This is a genomic window from Methylobacterium sp. BE186, from assembly GCF_031457035.1.
GTDB classification, from domain to species: domain Bacteria; phylum Pseudomonadota; class Alphaproteobacteria; order Rhizobiales; family Beijerinckiaceae; genus Methylobacterium; species Methylobacterium segetis.
In genome coordinates this window covers 67,003-83,033 of record NZ_JAVDVV010000019.1, presented here as the reverse complement: position 1 = coordinate 83,033, position 16,031 = coordinate 67,003, and the positions used below count along the sequence as shown (strand labels likewise).

The window sequence follows — 16,031 nt, the reverse complement described above, 5'->3', positions numbered from 1 at the left end:
CATGCCGAAGAGCCGCGCGCCGGACCGGACCACCTTCGAGCCCGCCGCGGACGCCCCTCCCGAGCAGGCGGATGTCGAGCGCGCCATCGAAGCCGCTCTGCAGCGCCTGCGGCCGGCCCCGCACCGGACGGGCAAGGCGGCGGGCAAGGCGGTTGGCAAGACGAAGAAGGGGGGCGGGTAGAGCGCGACGCGCTCTCCTTCCCGCCTTGCGGGAGTGGGTCCGACGGCCTGACGGGGAGGGGAGACGCCCAGCTCGTTTCCGGCCTCAGGCGCCCTTGCCCCCCTCCTCCCGCTTCACGAGGGCCCAGGCCGCCTCCATCGCCGCGAGGTCGCTGTCCGCGATCCCGCGGCCCGCCGCTTCGAGCCGGGCCGCCATGGCGGTGAAGCGGCGCTCGAACTTGACGTTGCCCCGGCGCAGGGCCTCCTCCGGATCGACGCCCGCGTGGCGGGCGAGGTTCGCCACGGCGAAGAGCAGGTCGCCGATCTCCTCGGCCACCGCCTCCGCCTCGCCGGCGGCGAGCGCCTCCGCCACCTCTTCCGTCTCCTCGCGGACCTTGGCGACCACGGAGGCCGCGTCCGGCCAGTCGAAGCCGAACCCGGCCGCCCGCCGCGAGATCTTCTCGGCCCGGGCGAGCGCGGGGAGCGCGTGGGCGATGCCGGAGAGCGGCCCCGCCGGCCGCGCCCCCTCCCCGCGGGCGGCGCGCTCCTCGGCCTTGATCGCGCTCCAGAGCCGCTCGATCTCGGCCGGGTCGCGCGGGCGCTCGGCCTCGGGCAGGAGCCGGCCTTGCGCGTCGAACACGTGCGGGTGCCGCCGTACCAGCTTCTCGGCGATCGTGCGCGCCACGTCGTCGAAGCCGAAGGCGCCCGCCTCCTCGGCCATCCGCGCATGGAAGACGACCTGGAGCAGCAGGTCGCCGAGTTCCTCGCGCAGGTCGTCGAGATCCCCGCGCGCGATCGCGTCGGCCACCTCGTAGGCCTCCTCCAGCGTGTAGGGGACGATGCTGGCGAAGCTCTGCGCCACGTCCCAGGCGCAACCCCGCTCGGGATCCCTCAGCTCGGCCATCAGACGCAGGAGCCGGGTGGTCGGTGTCTCGTCAAGCAGCGGCATCGGCAATGTCCTGGAGGGCGGGTCAATCCTGGGGGCGGGGAGGGCCGGTCGCATCCGGGATGCCGACGCTCCTTAAGGGACCGGCTGCGCCGACGCACCTGACATCCGCGAGGGATCGATCGCAGCCGACCGGCTTCAAGGGGAGGGCGCATGGGGAAAACTCCGGTATATTCCCTTCATTCTCATTGGAAAAGGCGACACTGATCGACCGTTCGCTGAAACGAACGCTGCCCCGACGCCTTAGGAAACCTATCAGGAAGGATTCTCAGAGAGTCAGTTCAGCAAGTTATATGGGAGGGGCGAAACCCTCTTACATTCAAGAGGATAGACCACTTTCCCGTATGGGCCTCTGCGCGGATGCGCATACGAGTCTGCGCGGGCGCGTATGGGATTCTGCGGGTGGTTCGCGGAGGTGCGCATCGGATTCGGCGTGATCGCGTATGCGATTCGGCGTGAATTCCGGGTCGGAGCGGTGGAGAATGGGGACAAGTCCGGAGCCGCCCGGCGTATCGAACTCTGCGCGGCCCGGCCCCCGGGCGGGCGCCCGTATCGAACTCTGCGCGGGCTTCGCGGAGGGCGCCGGATCTCCGCCGGCCGATCCGGGGCCCGTGGAGAAGCGTGAATATCCGGGATAAGCCCGGCGATCCGCCGTCGCGTCCGGGGGCGCTCGGACTCCTGACCCGCGAATCGTGCCATCTCTGCCCGGATCAGGCGGGCCGGGTTCCGGCGTGGACGCCAACCCCTCACGGTTGAGCTGCCGCGCCGCCTCCGGGCCCGCGGGCCTGGAGGAGGCGGGGCTCGGTATCTTCGGGATGACGATGGGCATCGAGGACAGACTGGCCGGCATCCGCGACGCCGATCTCCTGGCGGAGGTCGAGGCGGCGCGCGGCGGCTTCCTGTTCGGCCAGATCGTCGAGCACATCCTGCATCGCCAGCGCGAGCGGGACGCGGCCCATGCGTTGCGCGACGCCGCCGAGAACCGGCGCGCCCGCCTCGGCCGCGACGCGCGCCGCCGCGACGCGATCCGCGAGGTCATCGAGAACGAGCCGACCGCCCCGGAGAACCTGCAGCACATCCACTCGGTGCTGGCGCTCTGCGGCCTGCCCTACCGCGATCCCGGGCCGGTGCGGGAATTCGTCCGCACCTACGGCCGCAACTCGCTGAGCCTCGTGGCCGGGCGCCTCAAGAGCCCCCTGACGGGCGAGATGGAGCCGCAGGGGCTCCCCTACGGCCCCAAGGCCCGCCTCGTGCTCCTGCACCTCTGCACCGAGGCCGTGCGGCAGCGCAGCCCCACGATCGAGGTCGCGCAATCGCTCTCCGCCTTCATGCGCGAGATGGGGTTCGCCGTGACGGGGGGCGAGCGCGGCACGATCCGCCAGTTCAAGGAGCAGCTCAACCGTCTGGCCGCCTGCACCATGCAGATCGGCCTCTGGGACGGGGAGGCGCGGGCCCGCACCCTCAACGTGCCGCCCTTCCGGAGCCTCGACCTCTGGCGCGGCGCGAGCCCCGACGGCCTCGCCTGGTCGAAGACGGTCGAGTTCCACCAGGATTTCTACGACAACCTGATCCAGCACGCCCTGCCGGTCGACATCCGGGCGGCCCGCGCCTTCTCCGGCTCGGCCCGCAAGCTCGACCTGCTGTTCTGGGTCGGCTACCGCCTGCGCGCCCTGCATCGGCCCCTGCGCCTGACCTGGGACAACCTGCACGGTCAGTTCGGGGCGGAGAACGCCAGCATCCGCAGTTTCCGCCAGGCCTTCAAGGCCGACCTCGCCCATCTCTGCGAGGTGTTCCCGCGGCTGCCGATCGCCCTCGACGACAACGGCATGACCCTCCAGCCGGCCGATCCGAGCGCCCTCCTCGTGCCGCCGCGCGCTCCGAAGCCGCAGGCGAAGCGCGCTTAGGGAACGTACAGAATATACGTTTTATTACTGAAGGGGTACCGACCCGTATTCCGGGTGTTGCCGCACGTCGCGCTGCCATCTCGGTTAGACGGAATATAAGGAACGGAACGCTTGCCGGATGATCCGGCGCCGGTTATTCCCTGCGCATGGACGGAATGGAAAGCCGGATGTTCCCTTCGGAGGCGGAGATCGAGGATCGGCTCGCGGCCTTGCGGCGCCGGCGCGAGGCCCTCGACCGGCTGATCGCGGACCACGCGCTCTACCTCGAACTCGGGCGCCGCCTGCGCGGCCCCGGAGGGGTCGGTTCGGAGCCGGTTGATCCGGTCGACGAGCCCGCCCTCGAACAGGGCGAGGCGAGGCCGCGGGCCGCCCCCGCTCGGCCCCCCGAGCCCGATCTCCCCGCCGATGCGGAGCCCGGATTCGGTTGCCCTCACGACGGGCCGATGGCGCCTGCACCCTCGGATGCGGGGCCTCCCGCCCCCCTGCCGGTGGCCTTCGAGGAGGATCCGGTCGCCGCCCGCCGCTACGGGCGCGCCCTGATCGCGGCGGCTCTGGCGGCGCTTGCCGAGGCGGACCGGCCGCTCCACGCGGGCGAGATCCTGGAGCGGATCGGGCGCCGGGGCTTCGTCCTGCCGGGGCAGGACCCGGTCGCGGCCCTCAACACGCGCCTGTGGAAGCGCTCCGGCCCCGGCGGCCCGATCCGGCGCCTCGGCGAGGCCGTCTACGCGCTCGCCGAGGAATGAGGGATCAAGGCTCCCGGCGGCCCTTCAGGAACAGGGCGAGGCGGTAGGTGCGCAGGCCCGCGATGGTCGAGGCGACGAGGAAGCCGTAGACGCCGCCGGTGATGTGCCGCCGCACGAGGTAGTATTTCAGGAACGTGGTGAGCGGCTCGACGCAGATCCTGAGCAGCGTCGGCAGGCGCGCCTTGCGGACCTCCCGCGCCTGCAGGCGGAAATAGGCCGTGTTCTTCTCGATCAAATGGCCGAGCGAGCGGATCGACTGGTGGTAGACCGGCGCCCGGACGCGCCCCCTGTGCTCCGGCGCGAGCTTGATCTCGTCGAAGACGCTGCTCTCGGGGAAGCGGCAGCGGGTCTTGTCGTAGAGCCGGACATAGGTGTGGTAGTCGGCGAGCGGGCGCGGGCGCTCATGCCCGGGATAGACATGGCTGATGGTGAAGGCGAAGCCGTGGATCCCGGGCGGGATCGGCCGCGACAGGAGGTCGATCAGCTCGGCGCGCACGGGCTCGGGCAGCCACTCGTCGGCGTCGAGGTTGAGCACCCAGTCGTGGCGCGCCATCTCCTCTGCGAAGCGCTTCTGCTGGCCGTAGCCGGTCCAGGGATTGAAATGGCAGCGGGCGCCGTGCCGCTCGGCGAGCGCCACCGTCCCGTCCGTGCTGCCCGAATCGATCACGACGATCTCGCGCGCGATGCCCTTCACGCTCTCGATGCAGCGCGCGATCCGGTCGGCCTCGTCGCGGGCGATGATCGTGCAGGAGACGGCGACCGGTAGCGGGCGGTCCGGCTGCGTGGGCGCGTCCATGAGGGGTTCGGCGGTCTCCGCGAGCCCGCGCCGCCCGGAGGAGCGCCCGGGGCGGGGCGTTGTCGGCAGAGGCTTATAGAGGCTCGGGGGCGGCGGGCCTAGGGGCGCGGCCCGCGCCCGGCGCCGGGGCGCCTCGCGGCAGGGAAGGCGGGAAGGCCGGCGGTGCGGGCGTGCCGATCGGCCCCGCCCGCACCGCCGGTCCCGAAAACCGCGCCGGCCGGCGACTCCCGCGCGGGTCCCGGCAGGCAGGAAACACCCGCGCCCCGGCCGAGCGCCAGGGGAATAAAGGCTTAGCTCCCGATGCGCCGTGGGTCAGTGCAGCCGCGCGGGCGCCTCGGCGGCCGGCGGCGCGCCGGCTCCGCCCGCGGCCCCGAAGCCGAGGGCCTCGGCAGCCTGGCAGATGCGCAGCTCCGCCTCGACGGCCCGGGCCTCGGCGGCGGCGCAGGCGCGGGCCTGCGACCCGAGTTCCTCCCGCAGCCGGCGCAGGCTCGCCTCCGTCACGGCGAGCCGCGCCTCGCTCTCCCGCGCGGCGGCCTCCGCCCGCTCGGTTCGGGCATTCGCCGCGCGGACATGATCGACCACGCGGGCGAGGAGGGCGAGCAGCGTGTCCGTTCGGGCGCTCATCGGGCGTGTCGTCTCTCTCTCGCTGGCCGGGCCGCGGGGCCTTCGGAAAGGCCAAGCTTCTGCCACGCGGACGCGGCCAGTGTCACCACCTGCGGTCGCATCCGGGCCGAAGCCGGCCCCGAGCCGGATCGACGGCGCACCATCTCCGAAGGTTCGCGCGGGGAGCCTCGCCGCTTGCCTTGCCCTGCCAGCGTATTCGCGTGCAGGGCGCCCGCAGCCTTTGGGCAGACGTCAGATTCCGTCCGCGCGCGTCAACGAAGAGGGTCGGGTGGTGCGAAGAAAGGATTGCCAATTGCCCGCGGATCAGTCCCAATGAATGCTGCGGCTCGCGAAGGCCGTTCTTCATCAGCGCTTTCTTTGCACATGGGGGGTCTCATGTTCGAGTTCGTGCGCAGCCTCTGGGACGTCGATAGTCTCTCGCCCCACGGCATCTGTCTGCTCTGGCGGCCGGAACTGATCTGGACGCATGTCGTCTCGGACACGCTCATCGCGCTCGCCTATTTCTCGATTCCCGGCGCGCTCGCCACCTTCGTCTCCCGCCGCCCCGACATCGTGTTCGGCTGGATGTTCTGGTCGTTTGCGGTCTTCATCACTGCCTGCGGGGCGACGCACCTCTTCGCGATCTGGACCCTGTGGGTGCCCGATTACGGGGCCGAGGCCCTGGTCAAGGCCGTGACCGCACTCGCCTCGGTTGCAACCGCCATCGCCCTCTGGAAGCTCCTGCCGCAGGCGCTGGCGCTGCCCTCGCCGACGCAGCTTCGCCGCGCCAACGAGGAGCTCAAGGCGCGCATCGCGGAGCGCGACCGGGCGCTCGCCGCGCTGGAACTCGCCACCGCCGAGCAGCGGCGCACCGAGGCGCTGCTGCGCCAGTCGCAGAAGATGGAGGCGATCGGCCAGCTCACGGGGGGCGTCGCGCACGATTTCAACAACCTGCTCAACGTGGTGCTCGCCAATCTCGAGCGGGTGGAGCGGCGCCTGGACCCGGCCAGCCCGCTGCTCGGCCCCGTACGCGACGCGATGACGGGGGCCGAACGGGCGGCGGCGGTGACCCACAAGCTCCTCGCCTTCGCCCGCAAGCAGCCGCTCTCGCCCGTGAGCAGCGACGTGAACGGGCTGATCGGCGCCTTCGCGGAGCTGCTGCGCGGCACGATCGGCCCGCAGATCCGCCTTGAGACGGATCTCGCGCCGGATCTGCCGCGGGTCGAACTCGATCCGAACCAGTTCGAGAACGCGATCCTCAACCTCGCCGTCAATGCCCGCGATGCCATGCCGAAGGGCGGCGTGCTCACCCTGGCGACGCGGGCCCTGCGGCCGGAGGAGGGGTTGGGCCTCGCGGGTGGTCCGGCGGAGGCCGGCCTCGTCGTCGAGGTGCGCGACACCGGCGCCGGCATGCCGCCCGAGGTCGCCGCCCGCGCCTTCGAGCCCTTCTTCACGACGAAGCCCCTCGGCCAGGGCACCGGGCTCGGGCTCAGCCAAGTCTTCGGCTTCGCCCAGCAATCGGGCGGCACCGCCGCGATCGTGATCGGGCCGCAGGGCGGCACGATCGTGCGGCTCCTCTTCCCCGCCCCCGCGCCCCGGACGGCGCCCGCACCCGCAGCGTCGACGGCAGAGCCGCCGGCGCTGCCGGGCCTCTCCCTGGCAGGGGCATGACGAGGGCGGGCATGACGAGGGCGGGCATGACGGACCGGCCGCGGATCCTCGTCGTCGAGGACGAGGCCATGCTGATCGAGGTGGTCGCGGCCGAGCTCGAGGAGGCGGGCTACGAGGTCGTGCAGGCGCTGACGGGCGAGGCGGCGGCGGCGATCCTCGCCGCGCGCACGCCGATCGACCTCCTGTTCACGGATATCCGCCTGCCCGGAGACCTCGACGGCTGGGGCGTGGCCGAGCAGGCCCGCGCCCTGCAGCCGGGCCTGCCGGTGATCTACGTGACGGGCTACAGCGCCGAGGAGCCCCGGCAGGTGCGCGACAGCCTCCTCGTCATGAAGCCCTACCGCCCCTCCGCCATCGTCGCGGCCGTGCGTCGCCTCGGCATCGGCTGAGCGGCGGACCTGCCCTCAGCCCGCCAGGGGCGGCAGGGTGCCGAGCAGGCGCAGGAGGTCGCGCAGGTTCTGCGTGCCGGTGCGGGCGAGGATGCCGAGGAAGTGGGTGCGGGCCGTGCTCACCGCGACGCCGCGGGCGGCGGCGGCCTCCTCGAAGGTGAGGCCTGCCGCGAGCTGCCCGCAGAGGGCGGCCTGGGCCGGGGTCAGGCCGAAGAGCCGCTGCAGCAGGGCCGGGGCGGGGGCGGCCGGCGCGTCGTCCCGGCGCAGGGTGAGGAGCGCGCAGGGAGCGGCGCGCCCCGCCCCCAGCGGCGTGGCCAGCACCGAGAGCCGGATTCCGTCCTTCCCCCGCAGCCGCATCGCCCCGGGCCGCCCGGCGGCCGCGCCCTGCACCAGGGCACGCAGGTCCGCGCTCTCGCCGGGTGAGGCCGCCGCGAGGGCGCCGCGCGGCCCGAGCACGAGGCCGGCGCCCGCCCGCGCGAGATCCTCGGCCGCACGGTTGAGCCGGCGCACCCGCCCGTTCGGCCCGCAGACGACGATTCCGAAGGCGAGGGCATCGAGGGCGTCCGCGGCCTCCCCTCCGCGTGCGCCGACTGCGCGGAAGCGGCGGTGCAGACGCAGGGCCGCCCCGAGATGGAGGCCCAGATCCGCGAGCCGGTCCTTGTCCGCCACGTCGAGGAGGCGGCTGCCCGCCGCGCGGTTGACGGAGACCGTGCCGATGATCCCCGGCTCGAGCGGCATGGCGAGGCCCATCGGCCGGCGCATGCCGTAGTGGCGGGCGAAATCGTTGTAGAACTCGCTGCGCAGGAGCCTGTCCTCGTCGACCTGCTCGGGGCCGAGGAAGACCCGGCCGGGCTGGCGCCGCGCGGCGCTCCAGGGGTCGATCCGGTGATAATAGGCGAGGTAGGGCGCGGTGGAGGCGGCGATATCGTCGGTCACCGTGAGGTCGCAGACCCGGCCCTCCTCCACGAGCCAGATCCCGGCCGTCTCCGTGTCCATCACCGACTGGACGATCGCGGCCATGCGCCGGAGCGCGTCCGGCTCGCCGGCGGCCTCGTAGAGCGCCGCGATCCGCTCGGGACTTAACGGGTCGGGCATCGAGGCATCTTGGTAGAGCAAGACGGATATACAACCGCCAATTGACTTATCGAATAATAATACACGTATCGTCCATATGACCGCCGATTTGTGCTTATGAGATTCCTCTCAGACTTGAAATCCGACATCAAGCATCCGGAAGATCGATGTCAATATTGACCTCGATCCGAGGCGCTCGACGGAACGATTGTGCAATCCTGGCGCAAGCCGCACGCGATAGAGGTTTCGCGTGCCACCTCCTCAGAAGTGAGGAGGCGGCACGCTTCGAGGCCGCATAAGGCTGTGCCGGAGACGAGAAGGAGTGCGCGGATGCGGACCCTGACCATCGCGAGGAGGACGGCCGTCGGCGCCGCGGCGCTTGCGCTGGGCGCGATGGCGCCCGGCCTGGTCGCGGCTCAGGGCTTCGGGCAGCGCCCGTCCTCCAACGCCTCTATCGGGAGCGTGCCGCCCTCGCGTCAGCCCGCTATCCAGCCGCGCCCTGCGGTCGAGCCGAAGGTCCAGCCGAAGCCCGGCGGTCCGGCGGCGTCCAACCCGTTCGCCAATGTCGGCAAGCCGACGCCGATCGTCGGCGGCCCGGCCTGGAGCGACAAGAACCGGCGCTGAGGCGACGGGATCCACGATCTTCGAGGGAGGAGCACACCATGCGCAACGGGGCAGGATCCATCGCTGGGGCCGTCCTCGCGGCCTCTCTCCTGGGAGGGCCTGCGCTCGCGGGCGGTATCGGCGGTGCACGCCCTGCGGCCGCTCCGGCGCCGCTCGTCAAGCCCGCCATGCCCCGGCCGCCCGGCGCGGGTGCAGCGCCGCCCGCCCAGCAGCAACTGAGACCCCCATCCGTCAGCCCCACCTATATCGGCGGCGGCGTCTATCAGATGTCGAACGGCCAGAAGGTCAACGCGGGCGGCCCGCCGCCTGCGCGGGTCGCACCCGGCGGCATTCGCTGAGGCGCCGGACACCGGTTGATCGATCCATCCCGGCTCGACGGTGCCGATGGTTCGGCAAAATCTGCTCTTCGTCCGCTTTGCGGGCGCGGGAAGACCAGAAAGATCGGACGTCCTCCTCACTTCTGGGGAAGCGTCTTGAAAAAAATGAGTGTTCGTTGAGCCGGTGAGAGCGGGACATCTTCGCCTCACCGATCGCATCCAGGCCGCCGGGGCGGACGGGCTGGGTGGGTGCTCCTCCTCCGCCGAAGGGTTCCGACGATGACACGCCGTCCCACGTTCCCGCTGCTCGGCGCGGCGCTCCTCACCTCCGGCTTCCTCGCCGCCTCGTCGGCCCAGGCCTGCACGGGGGCGCTCTGCTACACGCGGCCCGGCGGCGTTGCCGCCCGGCCGGTGGTCGGTACTCCGAGCAAGGTCGTCGTTCCCCAGCCGACAGTGTCGAACAAGGTCAATTATGGCCATGGCGGCATCGTTGCCGCGGGTGCCGGGAACGCGAAGGATCAGCTCAGCAAGGGCGCGGCCGTGCAGGTGAGCCGGCCGCCGAACTTCCGGTAACGCTCGCTCTTCCATCGAACGTCCAGATCGAAGCGTTTCAGCCCGGCCTTGCGGCCGGGATATACTGCTTTATTCGCACGTAATCGGTTGCTTTTCGGCAACAGCTATATCTTATCAAAGCGTAAATATTGAAATGTTCGCCGAATCTTCAGCAATCTGTACCGAATAGACCTGGAGAGATTCGGTGCGAAACCTTTCGATCATCTGCGGATTGCTCGCGACGGGGCCGGCCTGGGCGGCCGACCTCGCCCTGGCACCGGCCGCGCCGCCCGCCTTCGAGCCGGCCTGGACCACGACGTTCAACACCGAGTTCCGGTATTTCAGCTTCAGCGGCACCAAGGGCCAGCCGACCGGCGTCGCGCCGCTCGGCGTGCGCGGCTCCGGCACGCAATTCTACCTGCCCTTCGGCCTCGCCATCTCGGGCCAGCCGAGCCCCGACCTGAAGATCGATCTCACCGCCCGCGGCGGCTACGTCGATTCGCGGCAGGGCACGCCGGGCCTCAGCGGCTCCGTGCGCACCGCCCTCGACACGCAGCTCTCGGCCACCGCCACCTATCTCGGCATCGACGGGGTTCAGCCCTTCGCCTCGATCAACATGAACCTGCCCACCGGCGAGAGCTACCTCGCGGGCACGCGCTTCCTCGCCCGGCTCGATTCGGACCTCGTGGACGTGCCGACCTTCGGGGAGGGGCTGAATTTCGGCCCGAGCGTCGGCGTCAACGTGCCCCTCGGCCAGACGATGCTGTTCAACCTGACCCTCGGCTACACGACCCGCGAGCCCTTCTTCCGCGAGGGTCCGCCGGACCCGTTCACGGGGATCGACGCCTTCGTCGAGACGAAATCCGGCGACACCGCCTCGGTCACCGCCTCGCTCGCCTACGAGGAGGGTCCCTGGAGCGGCAACCTCGCCGTGGTCTACTCGCAGGACGGCACCACCTTCGTCGATCGGGCGCCGCTGATCCGCTCGGGCGAGCGCGTCGGCATCTCGGGGCAGGTGGGCTATGCCTGGGCGGAGGCGTGGCTGACGACGCTGAGCGCCTCCTTCAACAACACGCAACGCAACTTCGTGCCGAACGCCGTGCTGCTGGGTCTCGTGGCCGAGCCGCGCAACTCGAACAGCAACCTCTACCGCGTCGGCCTCGACACCCTGTACCGCCGGGGCAGCTTCGCGCTCGGGCCCACCCTGAGCTACCTCTACCGCGACGTGAATTCCTACGACCCGACCACGTTCCAGTTCCTGCCGGCCCGCGAGCGCTACGGGGCGGGCGGCACCCTGCAATACACGCTCACCGAGACGGTCTCCCTGAGCCTGCGCGGCGAGCGCATCTTCGTGCGCGAGGCCGTGAACCCGGACAAGGAGCCCTTCCCGGGCTTCGGGATCGTGCCCGGCACGGGCCAGCCGCGCCTGTCCTACACGGGCTGGTCGATCGGCGGCGGCGCCACCATCCGGTTCTGAGGAGTCGACGATGCGTCACACATCCCTTTCCCTCCTCGCCCTCGCCCTCGCCCTCCTCGCCGGCCCGCAGGGGGTGCGCGAGGCCGCCGCGCAGCCGCGCGCCGTCGCGGCCCCGCCGCTCCGCCCGGCCGCCTGCCCGGAGGGCCGGCTCAGCGACGGGTCCTGCGTGAACCCGCGCCTCGCCTTCGCGGCCCGCCAGCAGGGCGTCTGCTACACGCAGGTGAAGCTCTCCTACATCGTCTGCCCCGGCGTGCTGCCCGGGCTCGACACCCGCTACAGGTACCCCTTCAACGTCGTCACCGAGCGCCAGCGCGAACTGAACGTCGTGTTCGAGCGCTGAGCGGCTGCGCGGGCCCGGCCGGGCGCTTCCGCGCCGGCACCCCGCGACCCTCTCGACCGTGCGGGCGAGGGCGGGGCGGGGGGCCGCCTCAGCCCTCCTTCGCCCGCTCGCGCAGGACGTATTTCTGCACCTTCCCGGTCGAGGTCTTCGGCAATTCGCCGAACACGATCTGGCGGGGCAGCTTGTAGGGGGCGAGCCGCTCGCGGCACCACGCGATCAGGGCGTCGGGCTCGACCGTCCGGCCCTCCTTCAGCTCCACGAAGGCGACCGGCGTCTCGCCCCACTTCTCGTCGGGCTTGGCGACGACCGCGGCGGCGGCCACCGCTGGGTGCTTGAAGAGCGCATCCTCCACCTCGATCGAGGAGATGTTCTCGCCGCCCGAGATGATGATGTCCTTCGAGCGGTCCTTGAGCTGGATGTAGCCGTCCGGGTGCTTCACCCCGAGGTCGCCGGAGCGGAACCAGCCGCCCGCGAAGGCGGCCTGCGTCGCCTTCGGGTTCTTGAGGTAGCCGCGCATCACCACGTTGCCGCGGAACATCGCCTCGCCCATCGTCTCCCCGTCGGCGGGGACCGAGTCCATCGTGTCGGGGTCGCGCACGTCGAAGCCTTCGAGGACGGGGTAGCGCACGCCCTGGCGCGCCATCCGGGCGGCGCGCTCGTCCGGGGGCAGGTCGTCCCACGCCTCGTGCCACGCGTTCACGACCGCCGGGCCGTAGGTCTCGGTCAGCCCGTAGAGGTGGGTCACGTCGAAGCCCGCCTCACCCATCGCGGCAAGCACGGCCTGCGGCGGGGGTGCGGCCGCCGTCATGAAGGAGACCCGGCGGGGCAGGGGGCGCTTCTCGGAATCCGGCGCGTTGAGGAGGAGCTGCATCACGATCGGCGCGCCGCACAGATGCGTGACGTCGTGCTCGGCGAGCGCCCGGTACATCGCCCCGGCGCGAACCTGACGCAGGCAGACATGCGTGCCGGCCACCACCGAGAGCGTCCAGGGAAAGCACCAGCCGTTGCAGTGGAACATCGGCAGCGTCCAGAGATAGACGGGATGCCCGTACATGCCTCCCGTGATGACGTTGCCGAGGGAGAGGAGCGCCGCGCCGCGGTGGTGGTAGACCACGCCCTTCGGATCGCCCGTGGTGCCGGAGGTGTAGTTGAGCGAGATCGCGTCCCACTCGTCCCCCGGCATCGTCCAGTCGTGCTCGGGATCGCCCTCGGCGAGGAATGCCTCGTAGCCGATCTCGCCGAGAGCCGTGCCCTCGCCCCCGTATTCGGGGTCGTCCACGTCGATCACGAGGGGTTCGACCCCCGCCTTCTCCAGCGCCGGCCCCGCCACCTTCGAGAATTCGCGGTCGGTGATGAAGATCTTGGCCTCCCCGTGGTCGAGGCAGAAGGCCAGCGCCCCCGCATCGAGCCGGGTGTTGAGCGTGTTGAGCACTGCCCCCGTCATCGGCACCCCGTAATGGCACTCGATCATCTCGGGCGTGTTCGAGAGCAGCACCGCCACGGTGTCGCCGCGCCCGATGCCCCGCGCCTTGAGCGCCGAGGCGAGGCGGCGGCTGCGGGCGTAGAGATCGGCGTAGCTGCGCCGGAGCGGCCCGTGGATCACCGCCACGTGGTCGGGGAAGACGCGCGCGGCCCGGTCGAGGTAGCTCAGCGGCGTCAGCGGCTGGAAATTGGCCGGGTTCCGGTCGAGGTCGCGGTCGTAGATCGTGTCGGCGCCCGGCTTGTCGGCGTTCGTCGTGTCGGCGGTCATGGCGTTTCTCTCCTGCCGGCACGATACCGCGCGACCGCGCCCGATCAATCGTGCGTGCGTTCGGGCGCGCCCTTCACCATTCGGCCCGCGGCACCTCCGCGCCCGTGATCTCGGCCACGATCCGCTCCCGTTCCCGCCGGCTCGGGCCGAGGCGGGCGCGGGCCGCCGCGAGCGCGGCGGCCGGGGCCTCGTCCGGATGGCCCGCGGCGAAGGGCGGGGCAGGGGCGTATTCGAGGGCGAGCTGGATTCCGTGCGCCGCCGTCTCGCCCGCGATCTCCGCCGCGAGCGCCAGGGCGAAGTCGATCCCCGCGGTGACGCCGCCGCCCGTCAGGAGCGCGCCGTCGCGCACCACGCGCTTGCGCACGGGGGTCGCCCCGAAGGCCGGCAGGAGGTCGTGCGCCGCCCAATGCGTCGTCGCCCGCCGGCCCCGCAGGAGCCCCGCCGCGCCGAGCACCAGCGCGCCCGTGCAGACGGAGGTGAGGTGGCGCGCGGTCTCCGCCTGACGGCGCAGGAAGGCGTGGAGGGTTGCGTCCCGCATCAGGGTGTTGACGCCGCTGCCGCCCGGCACGCAGACCACGTCGAGGTCGGGGCAATCGGCGAGCCGGGTCGTCGGGGCGAGCACGAGCCCGGTCGTGCTGCGCACGGGCGCGAGATCGGCCGCGACGAGATGCATCTCCGCCCCGGGCAGGGCGGCGAACACCTCGTAGGGGGCGGTGAGGTCGAGTTGCTGCACGCCGGGGAAGACGAGGAGGCCGATGCGAAGCGTCATGGGAACCTGCCGTACGGGGGCCGGCCGGCACTCTCGAACGGGCTCGCCCGGACGGCAAGCCGGGTCATTTGACATTCCGGGCCGGATCACCGACACGGCCGCCGGTCCGGGCGCGGGCGGTCTGCCCGGCCGGCCGATGCCGTTGAGCCCGCCGCGAGCCCGTGACGGGACGCCCACCACGAGACGCGCATGACGAGCCTCTCCGCCGGCCGCGTCGCCCGAAGCGCGCTCTCCGCGCCGCTGCCCGACCGGATCCTCGCCTTCGGGGCGCGCAGCCACGCCCGGGCCTGCGCCCTGCTCCTCGCCCTCTGCCTCGTCTGCTTCCTGCCGGGGCTGACCTCCCTGCAGCCGATGGACCGGGACGAGCCCCGCTTCGCCCAGGCCACGAAGCAGATGCTGGAGACGGGCGACCTCGTCGACATCCGCTTCCAGGCGGAGGCGCGCCACAAGAAGCCGGTCGGCATCTACTGGCTGCAGGCGGCCTCCGTCGCCGCGGGCGAGGCGCTCGGCGTGCCGGAGGCCCGCACCGCGATCGGCCTCTACCGCCTGCCCTCGCTCCTCGGTGCCGCGGCCTCCGTGCTGCTCGCCTATTGGGCGGCGCTCGCCTTCCTCCCGCGCCGGGGCGCCCTCCTCGCCGCCGCGCTCTTCGGCGCCTGCCTGATGCTCGCGGCCGAGGCGCACCTCGCCAAGACCGACGCGGTGCTCACGGCCACCGCGACCGCGGCCTTCGGGGCGCTCGCCCGCGCCTGGCTGCGGCGGGGGCAGGGCCCCCACGGCCCCGCCGTCTTCCTCGCCTTCTGGCTCGGGCTGGCGCTCGGCATCCTCGTCAAGGGGCCGATGGTGCCGATGTTCGTCGGCCTTGCCGCCCTCGTCCTCTCGGTCCGGGCGCGCTCCGGGCGCTGGCTTCTCGCCCTCCGCCCCGGACCCGGCCTCGCCCTCACCCTGGTCCTCGTGGCGCCCTGGTTCCTCGCCATCGCCTGGAAGAGCGGCGGCGCCTTCTTCGGGGAGGCGGTGGGCAAGGACATGCTGGGCAAGGTCGGCACCGCCAAGGAGAAGCATTGGGGGCCGCCGGGCGCCTACGCGATCGCCTTCTTCGCGACCTTCTGGCCCGGTGCGGCCTTCGCGGCGCTGAGCGTGCCCTTCGCGTGGCGCGCGCGAAGCAGCGACGCGGTCGCGCTCCTGCTGGCCTGGATCGTTCCCTCCTGGCTCGTCTTCGAGGCGGTGCCGACGAAGCTGCCGCACTACGTGCTGCCCCTGATGCCGGCGGTCGCGATCCTGACGGCGCTCGCGCTCCAGTCCGGCGCCCTCGACCCCGCCCGGCGCGGCGCGCGCGCGACGGTCGCGTTCCTCCTGCTCCTGATCCCGGTCGGCCTGACCCTCGGCCTCGCCGCCGCCGGCTGGAAGCTCGACCGGAGCCTGCCGCTCGTGGCGCTCCCGTTCCTCCTCGCCGCCTGCGCGCTGGCGGCGCTCGCGGTCGCGGCCTTCGCGCGCGGGGCGGCCGAGCGCGCCTGCGTGATCGCGATCCTCTCGGCCTGCCTCCTCACGCCGTCCGTGCTCGGCCTCGCCCAGCGCGCGCTGCCGGCGCTGAAGGTCTCGGGCCGCCTCGCGGCGATCCGCGACGCGCTGCCCTGCGAGAGGCCGCAGGTCGCGAGCCTCGGCTACCGCGAGCCGAGCCTCGTCTTCCTGATGGGCACAGACCTGATCATGCTCGATTCCGGATCCGACGCTCTCGCTTTCCTGGCCGGCGGCGGCTGCCGCCTCGTCCTCGTCGAGGCGCGCTTCGCGGCCGATCTCGCCGCTGCCGCGCCCGTGGCCGCGCCGCTCCCCGTACCCGTGGGGCAGGTCTCGGGCTTCAACATCAACGGCGGCAAACGGCTCGACCTGACGGCCTACGCGGTGGTGCCGTGATGGAGCGCG

Annotated in this window: 17 protein-coding genes; 11 read left to right on the top strand and 6 right to left on the bottom strand. The window is 72.1% G+C overall.

Annotated features, from left to right (window positions below; genetic code table 11):
• Position 1: 1 nt before the first annotated feature.
• Positions 2–181, top strand: a complete 180-nt coding sequence (locus tag J2X36_RS18580) for a hypothetical protein (RefSeq protein ID WP_310352501.1) — start codon at positions 2–4, stop codon at positions 179–181.
• 84 nt (positions 182–265) lie between these two features.
• Here J2X36_RS18580 and mazG read toward each other — a convergent pair whose 3' ends face one another.
• Positions 266–1,108, bottom strand: coding sequence for a nucleoside triphosphate pyrophosphohydrolase (gene mazG / locus J2X36_RS18575; protein ID WP_310352498.1), 843 nt, complete (start codon positions 1,106–1,108; stop codon positions 266–268).
• A gap of 818 nt (positions 1,109–1,926) precedes the next feature.
• Between mazG and J2X36_RS18570 the strand changes: the two genes are divergently transcribed.
• Entirely contained in the window at positions 1,927–3,009 is a 1,083-nt protein-coding gene (locus tag J2X36_RS18570) for a replication protein RepA (RefSeq protein WP_310352494.1), read from the top strand.
• 167 nt (positions 3,010–3,176) lie between these two features.
• Positions 3,177–3,752, top strand: a complete 576-nt coding sequence (locus J2X36_RS18565) for an HTH domain-containing protein (RefSeq protein ID WP_310352491.1) — start codon at positions 3,177–3,179, stop codon at positions 3,750–3,752.
• Positions 3,753–3,756: 4 nt separating this feature from the next.
• On the opposite strand, the gene J2X36_RS18560 is transcribed toward J2X36_RS18565, so the two are convergent.
• Together J2X36_RS18560 and J2X36_RS18555 are read right to left on the bottom strand one after the other, a co-directional pair.
• On the bottom strand, positions 3,757–4,548 hold the full coding sequence (locus tag J2X36_RS18560) for a glycosyltransferase family 2 protein (RefSeq protein WP_132252802.1): 792 nt from the start codon (positions 4,546–4,548) through the stop codon (positions 3,757–3,759).
• 312 nt (positions 4,549–4,860) lie between these two features.
• A complete protein-coding gene (locus J2X36_RS18555; protein WP_132252799.1) occupies positions 4,861–5,172 on the bottom strand; it encodes a hypothetical protein in 312 nt (103 codons plus the stop codon).
• A gap of 375 nt (positions 5,173–5,547) precedes the next feature.
• Between J2X36_RS18555 and J2X36_RS18550 the strand changes: the two genes are divergently transcribed.
• Together J2X36_RS18550 and J2X36_RS18545 are read left to right on the top strand one after the other, a co-directional pair.
• On the top strand, positions 5,548–6,822 hold the full coding sequence (locus J2X36_RS18550) for an ATP-binding protein (protein ID WP_310352487.1): 1,275 nt from the start codon (positions 5,548–5,550) through the stop codon (positions 6,820–6,822).
• 26 nt (positions 6,823–6,848) lie between these two features.
• Positions 6,849–7,211: a response regulator gene (locus J2X36_RS18545; RefSeq protein WP_132252794.1), complete on the top strand. Its 363-nt coding sequence runs from the start codon at positions 6,849–6,851 to the stop codon at positions 7,209–7,211.
• A 15-nt stretch (positions 7,212–7,226) separates the two neighbouring features.
• Here J2X36_RS18545 and J2X36_RS18540 read toward each other — a convergent pair whose 3' ends face one another.
• The gene (locus J2X36_RS18540; protein ID WP_310352484.1) at positions 7,227–8,306 is read right to left on the bottom strand and encodes a PAS domain-containing protein; all 1,080 of its coding nucleotides are present in this window, start codon (positions 8,304–8,306) and stop codon (positions 7,227–7,229) included.
• A gap of 309 nt (positions 8,307–8,615) precedes the next feature.
• Here J2X36_RS18540 and J2X36_RS18535 point away from each other — a divergent pair, with 309 nt between their 5' ends.
• The 5 genes from J2X36_RS18535 to J2X36_RS18515 all read left to right on the top strand — a co-directional run bounded on the left by J2X36_RS18535 (position 8,616) and on the right by J2X36_RS18515 (position 11,595).
• The gene (locus J2X36_RS18535) at positions 8,616–8,909 is read left to right on the top strand and encodes a hypothetical protein (protein ID WP_310352482.1); all 294 of its coding nucleotides are present in this window, start codon (positions 8,616–8,618) and stop codon (positions 8,907–8,909) included.
• A gap of 38 nt (positions 8,910–8,947) precedes the next feature.
• Positions 8,948–9,247, top strand: a complete 300-nt coding sequence (locus J2X36_RS18530; RefSeq protein WP_310352480.1) for a hypothetical protein — start codon at positions 8,948–8,950, stop codon at positions 9,245–9,247.
• Between the two features lie 258 nt (positions 9,248–9,505).
• Positions 9,506–9,799 (top strand): hypothetical protein, encoded by a 294-nt coding sequence (locus tag J2X36_RS18525; RefSeq protein WP_132252784.1) that lies wholly within the window; start codon positions 9,506–9,508, stop codon positions 9,797–9,799.
• Between the two features lie 184 nt (positions 9,800–9,983).
• The gene (locus tag J2X36_RS18520; RefSeq protein ID WP_310352476.1) at positions 9,984–11,255 is read left to right on the top strand and encodes a hypothetical protein; all 1,272 of its coding nucleotides are present in this window, start codon (positions 9,984–9,986) and stop codon (positions 11,253–11,255) included.
• 10 nt (positions 11,256–11,265) lie between these two features.
• A complete protein-coding gene (locus tag J2X36_RS18515) occupies positions 11,266–11,595 on the top strand; it encodes a hypothetical protein (RefSeq protein ID WP_310352475.1) in 330 nt (109 codons plus the stop codon).
• A gap of 88 nt (positions 11,596–11,683) precedes the next feature.
• Here J2X36_RS18515 and J2X36_RS18510 read toward each other — a convergent pair whose 3' ends face one another.
• Entirely contained in the window at positions 11,684–13,345 is a 1,662-nt protein-coding gene (locus J2X36_RS18510) for an acyl-CoA synthetase (RefSeq protein WP_310352474.1), read from the bottom strand.
• A gap of 73 nt (positions 13,346–13,418) precedes the next feature.
• The gene (locus tag J2X36_RS18505; protein ID WP_132252774.1) at positions 13,419–14,114 is read right to left on the bottom strand and encodes a DJ-1/PfpI family protein; all 696 of its coding nucleotides are present in this window, start codon (positions 14,112–14,114) and stop codon (positions 13,419–13,421) included.
• 189 nt (positions 14,115–14,303) lie between these two features.
• Here J2X36_RS18505 and J2X36_RS18500 point away from each other — a divergent pair, with 189 nt between their 5' ends.
• The gene (locus J2X36_RS18500; RefSeq protein ID WP_310352472.1) at positions 14,304–16,022 is read left to right on the top strand and encodes a glycosyltransferase family 39 protein; all 1,719 of its coding nucleotides are present in this window, start codon (positions 14,304–14,306) and stop codon (positions 16,020–16,022) included.
• The last annotated feature ends 9 nt before the right edge of the window (positions 16,023–16,031 follow it).

Excerpts from the sequence above, each read along its gene's own strand:
- J2X36_RS18580 (WP_310352501.1), top strand. The coding sequence starts at position 2 with ATGCCGAAGAGCCGCGCGCCGGACCGGACCACCTTCGAGCCCGCCGCG.
- mazG (WP_310352498.1), bottom strand. The coding sequence starts at position 1,108 with ATGCCGCTGCTTGACGAGACACCGACCACCCGGCTCCTGCGTCTGATG.
- J2X36_RS18570 (WP_310352494.1), top strand. The coding sequence starts at position 1,927 with ATGGGCATCGAGGACAGACTGGCCGGCATCCGCGACGCCGATCTCCTG.
- J2X36_RS18565 (WP_310352491.1), top strand. The coding sequence starts at position 3,177 with ATGTTCCCTTCGGAGGCGGAGATCGAGGATCGGCTCGCGGCCTTGCGG.
- J2X36_RS18560 (WP_132252802.1), bottom strand. The coding sequence starts at position 4,548 with ATGGACGCGCCCACGCAGCCGGACCGCCCGCTACCGGTCGCCGTCTCC.
- J2X36_RS18555 (WP_132252799.1), bottom strand. The coding sequence starts at position 5,172 with ATGAGCGCCCGAACGGACACGCTGCTCGCCCTCCTCGCCCGCGTGGTC.
- J2X36_RS18550 (WP_310352487.1), top strand. The coding sequence starts at position 5,548 with ATGTTCGAGTTCGTGCGCAGCCTCTGGGACGTCGATAGTCTCTCGCCC.
- J2X36_RS18545 (WP_132252794.1), top strand. The coding sequence starts at position 6,849 with ATGACGGACCGGCCGCGGATCCTCGTCGTCGAGGACGAGGCCATGCTG.
- J2X36_RS18540 (WP_310352484.1), bottom strand. The coding sequence starts at position 8,306 with ATGCCCGACCCGTTAAGTCCCGAGCGGATCGCGGCGCTCTACGAGGCC.
- J2X36_RS18535 (WP_310352482.1), top strand. The coding sequence starts at position 8,616 with ATGCGGACCCTGACCATCGCGAGGAGGACGGCCGTCGGCGCCGCGGCG.
- J2X36_RS18530 (WP_310352480.1), top strand. The coding sequence starts at position 8,948 with ATGCGCAACGGGGCAGGATCCATCGCTGGGGCCGTCCTCGCGGCCTCT.
- J2X36_RS18525 (WP_132252784.1), top strand. The coding sequence starts at position 9,506 with ATGACACGCCGTCCCACGTTCCCGCTGCTCGGCGCGGCGCTCCTCACC.
- J2X36_RS18515 (WP_310352475.1), top strand. The coding sequence starts at position 11,266 with ATGCGTCACACATCCCTTTCCCTCCTCGCCCTCGCCCTCGCCCTCCTC.
- J2X36_RS18510 (WP_310352474.1), bottom strand. The coding sequence starts at position 13,345 with ATGACCGCCGACACGACGAACGCCGACAAGCCGGGCGCCGACACGATC.
- J2X36_RS18505 (WP_132252774.1), bottom strand. The coding sequence starts at position 14,114 with ATGACGCTTCGCATCGGCCTCCTCGTCTTCCCCGGCGTGCAGCAACTC.
- J2X36_RS18500 (WP_310352472.1), top strand. The coding sequence starts at position 14,304 with ATGACGAGCCTCTCCGCCGGCCGCGTCGCCCGAAGCGCGCTCTCCGCG.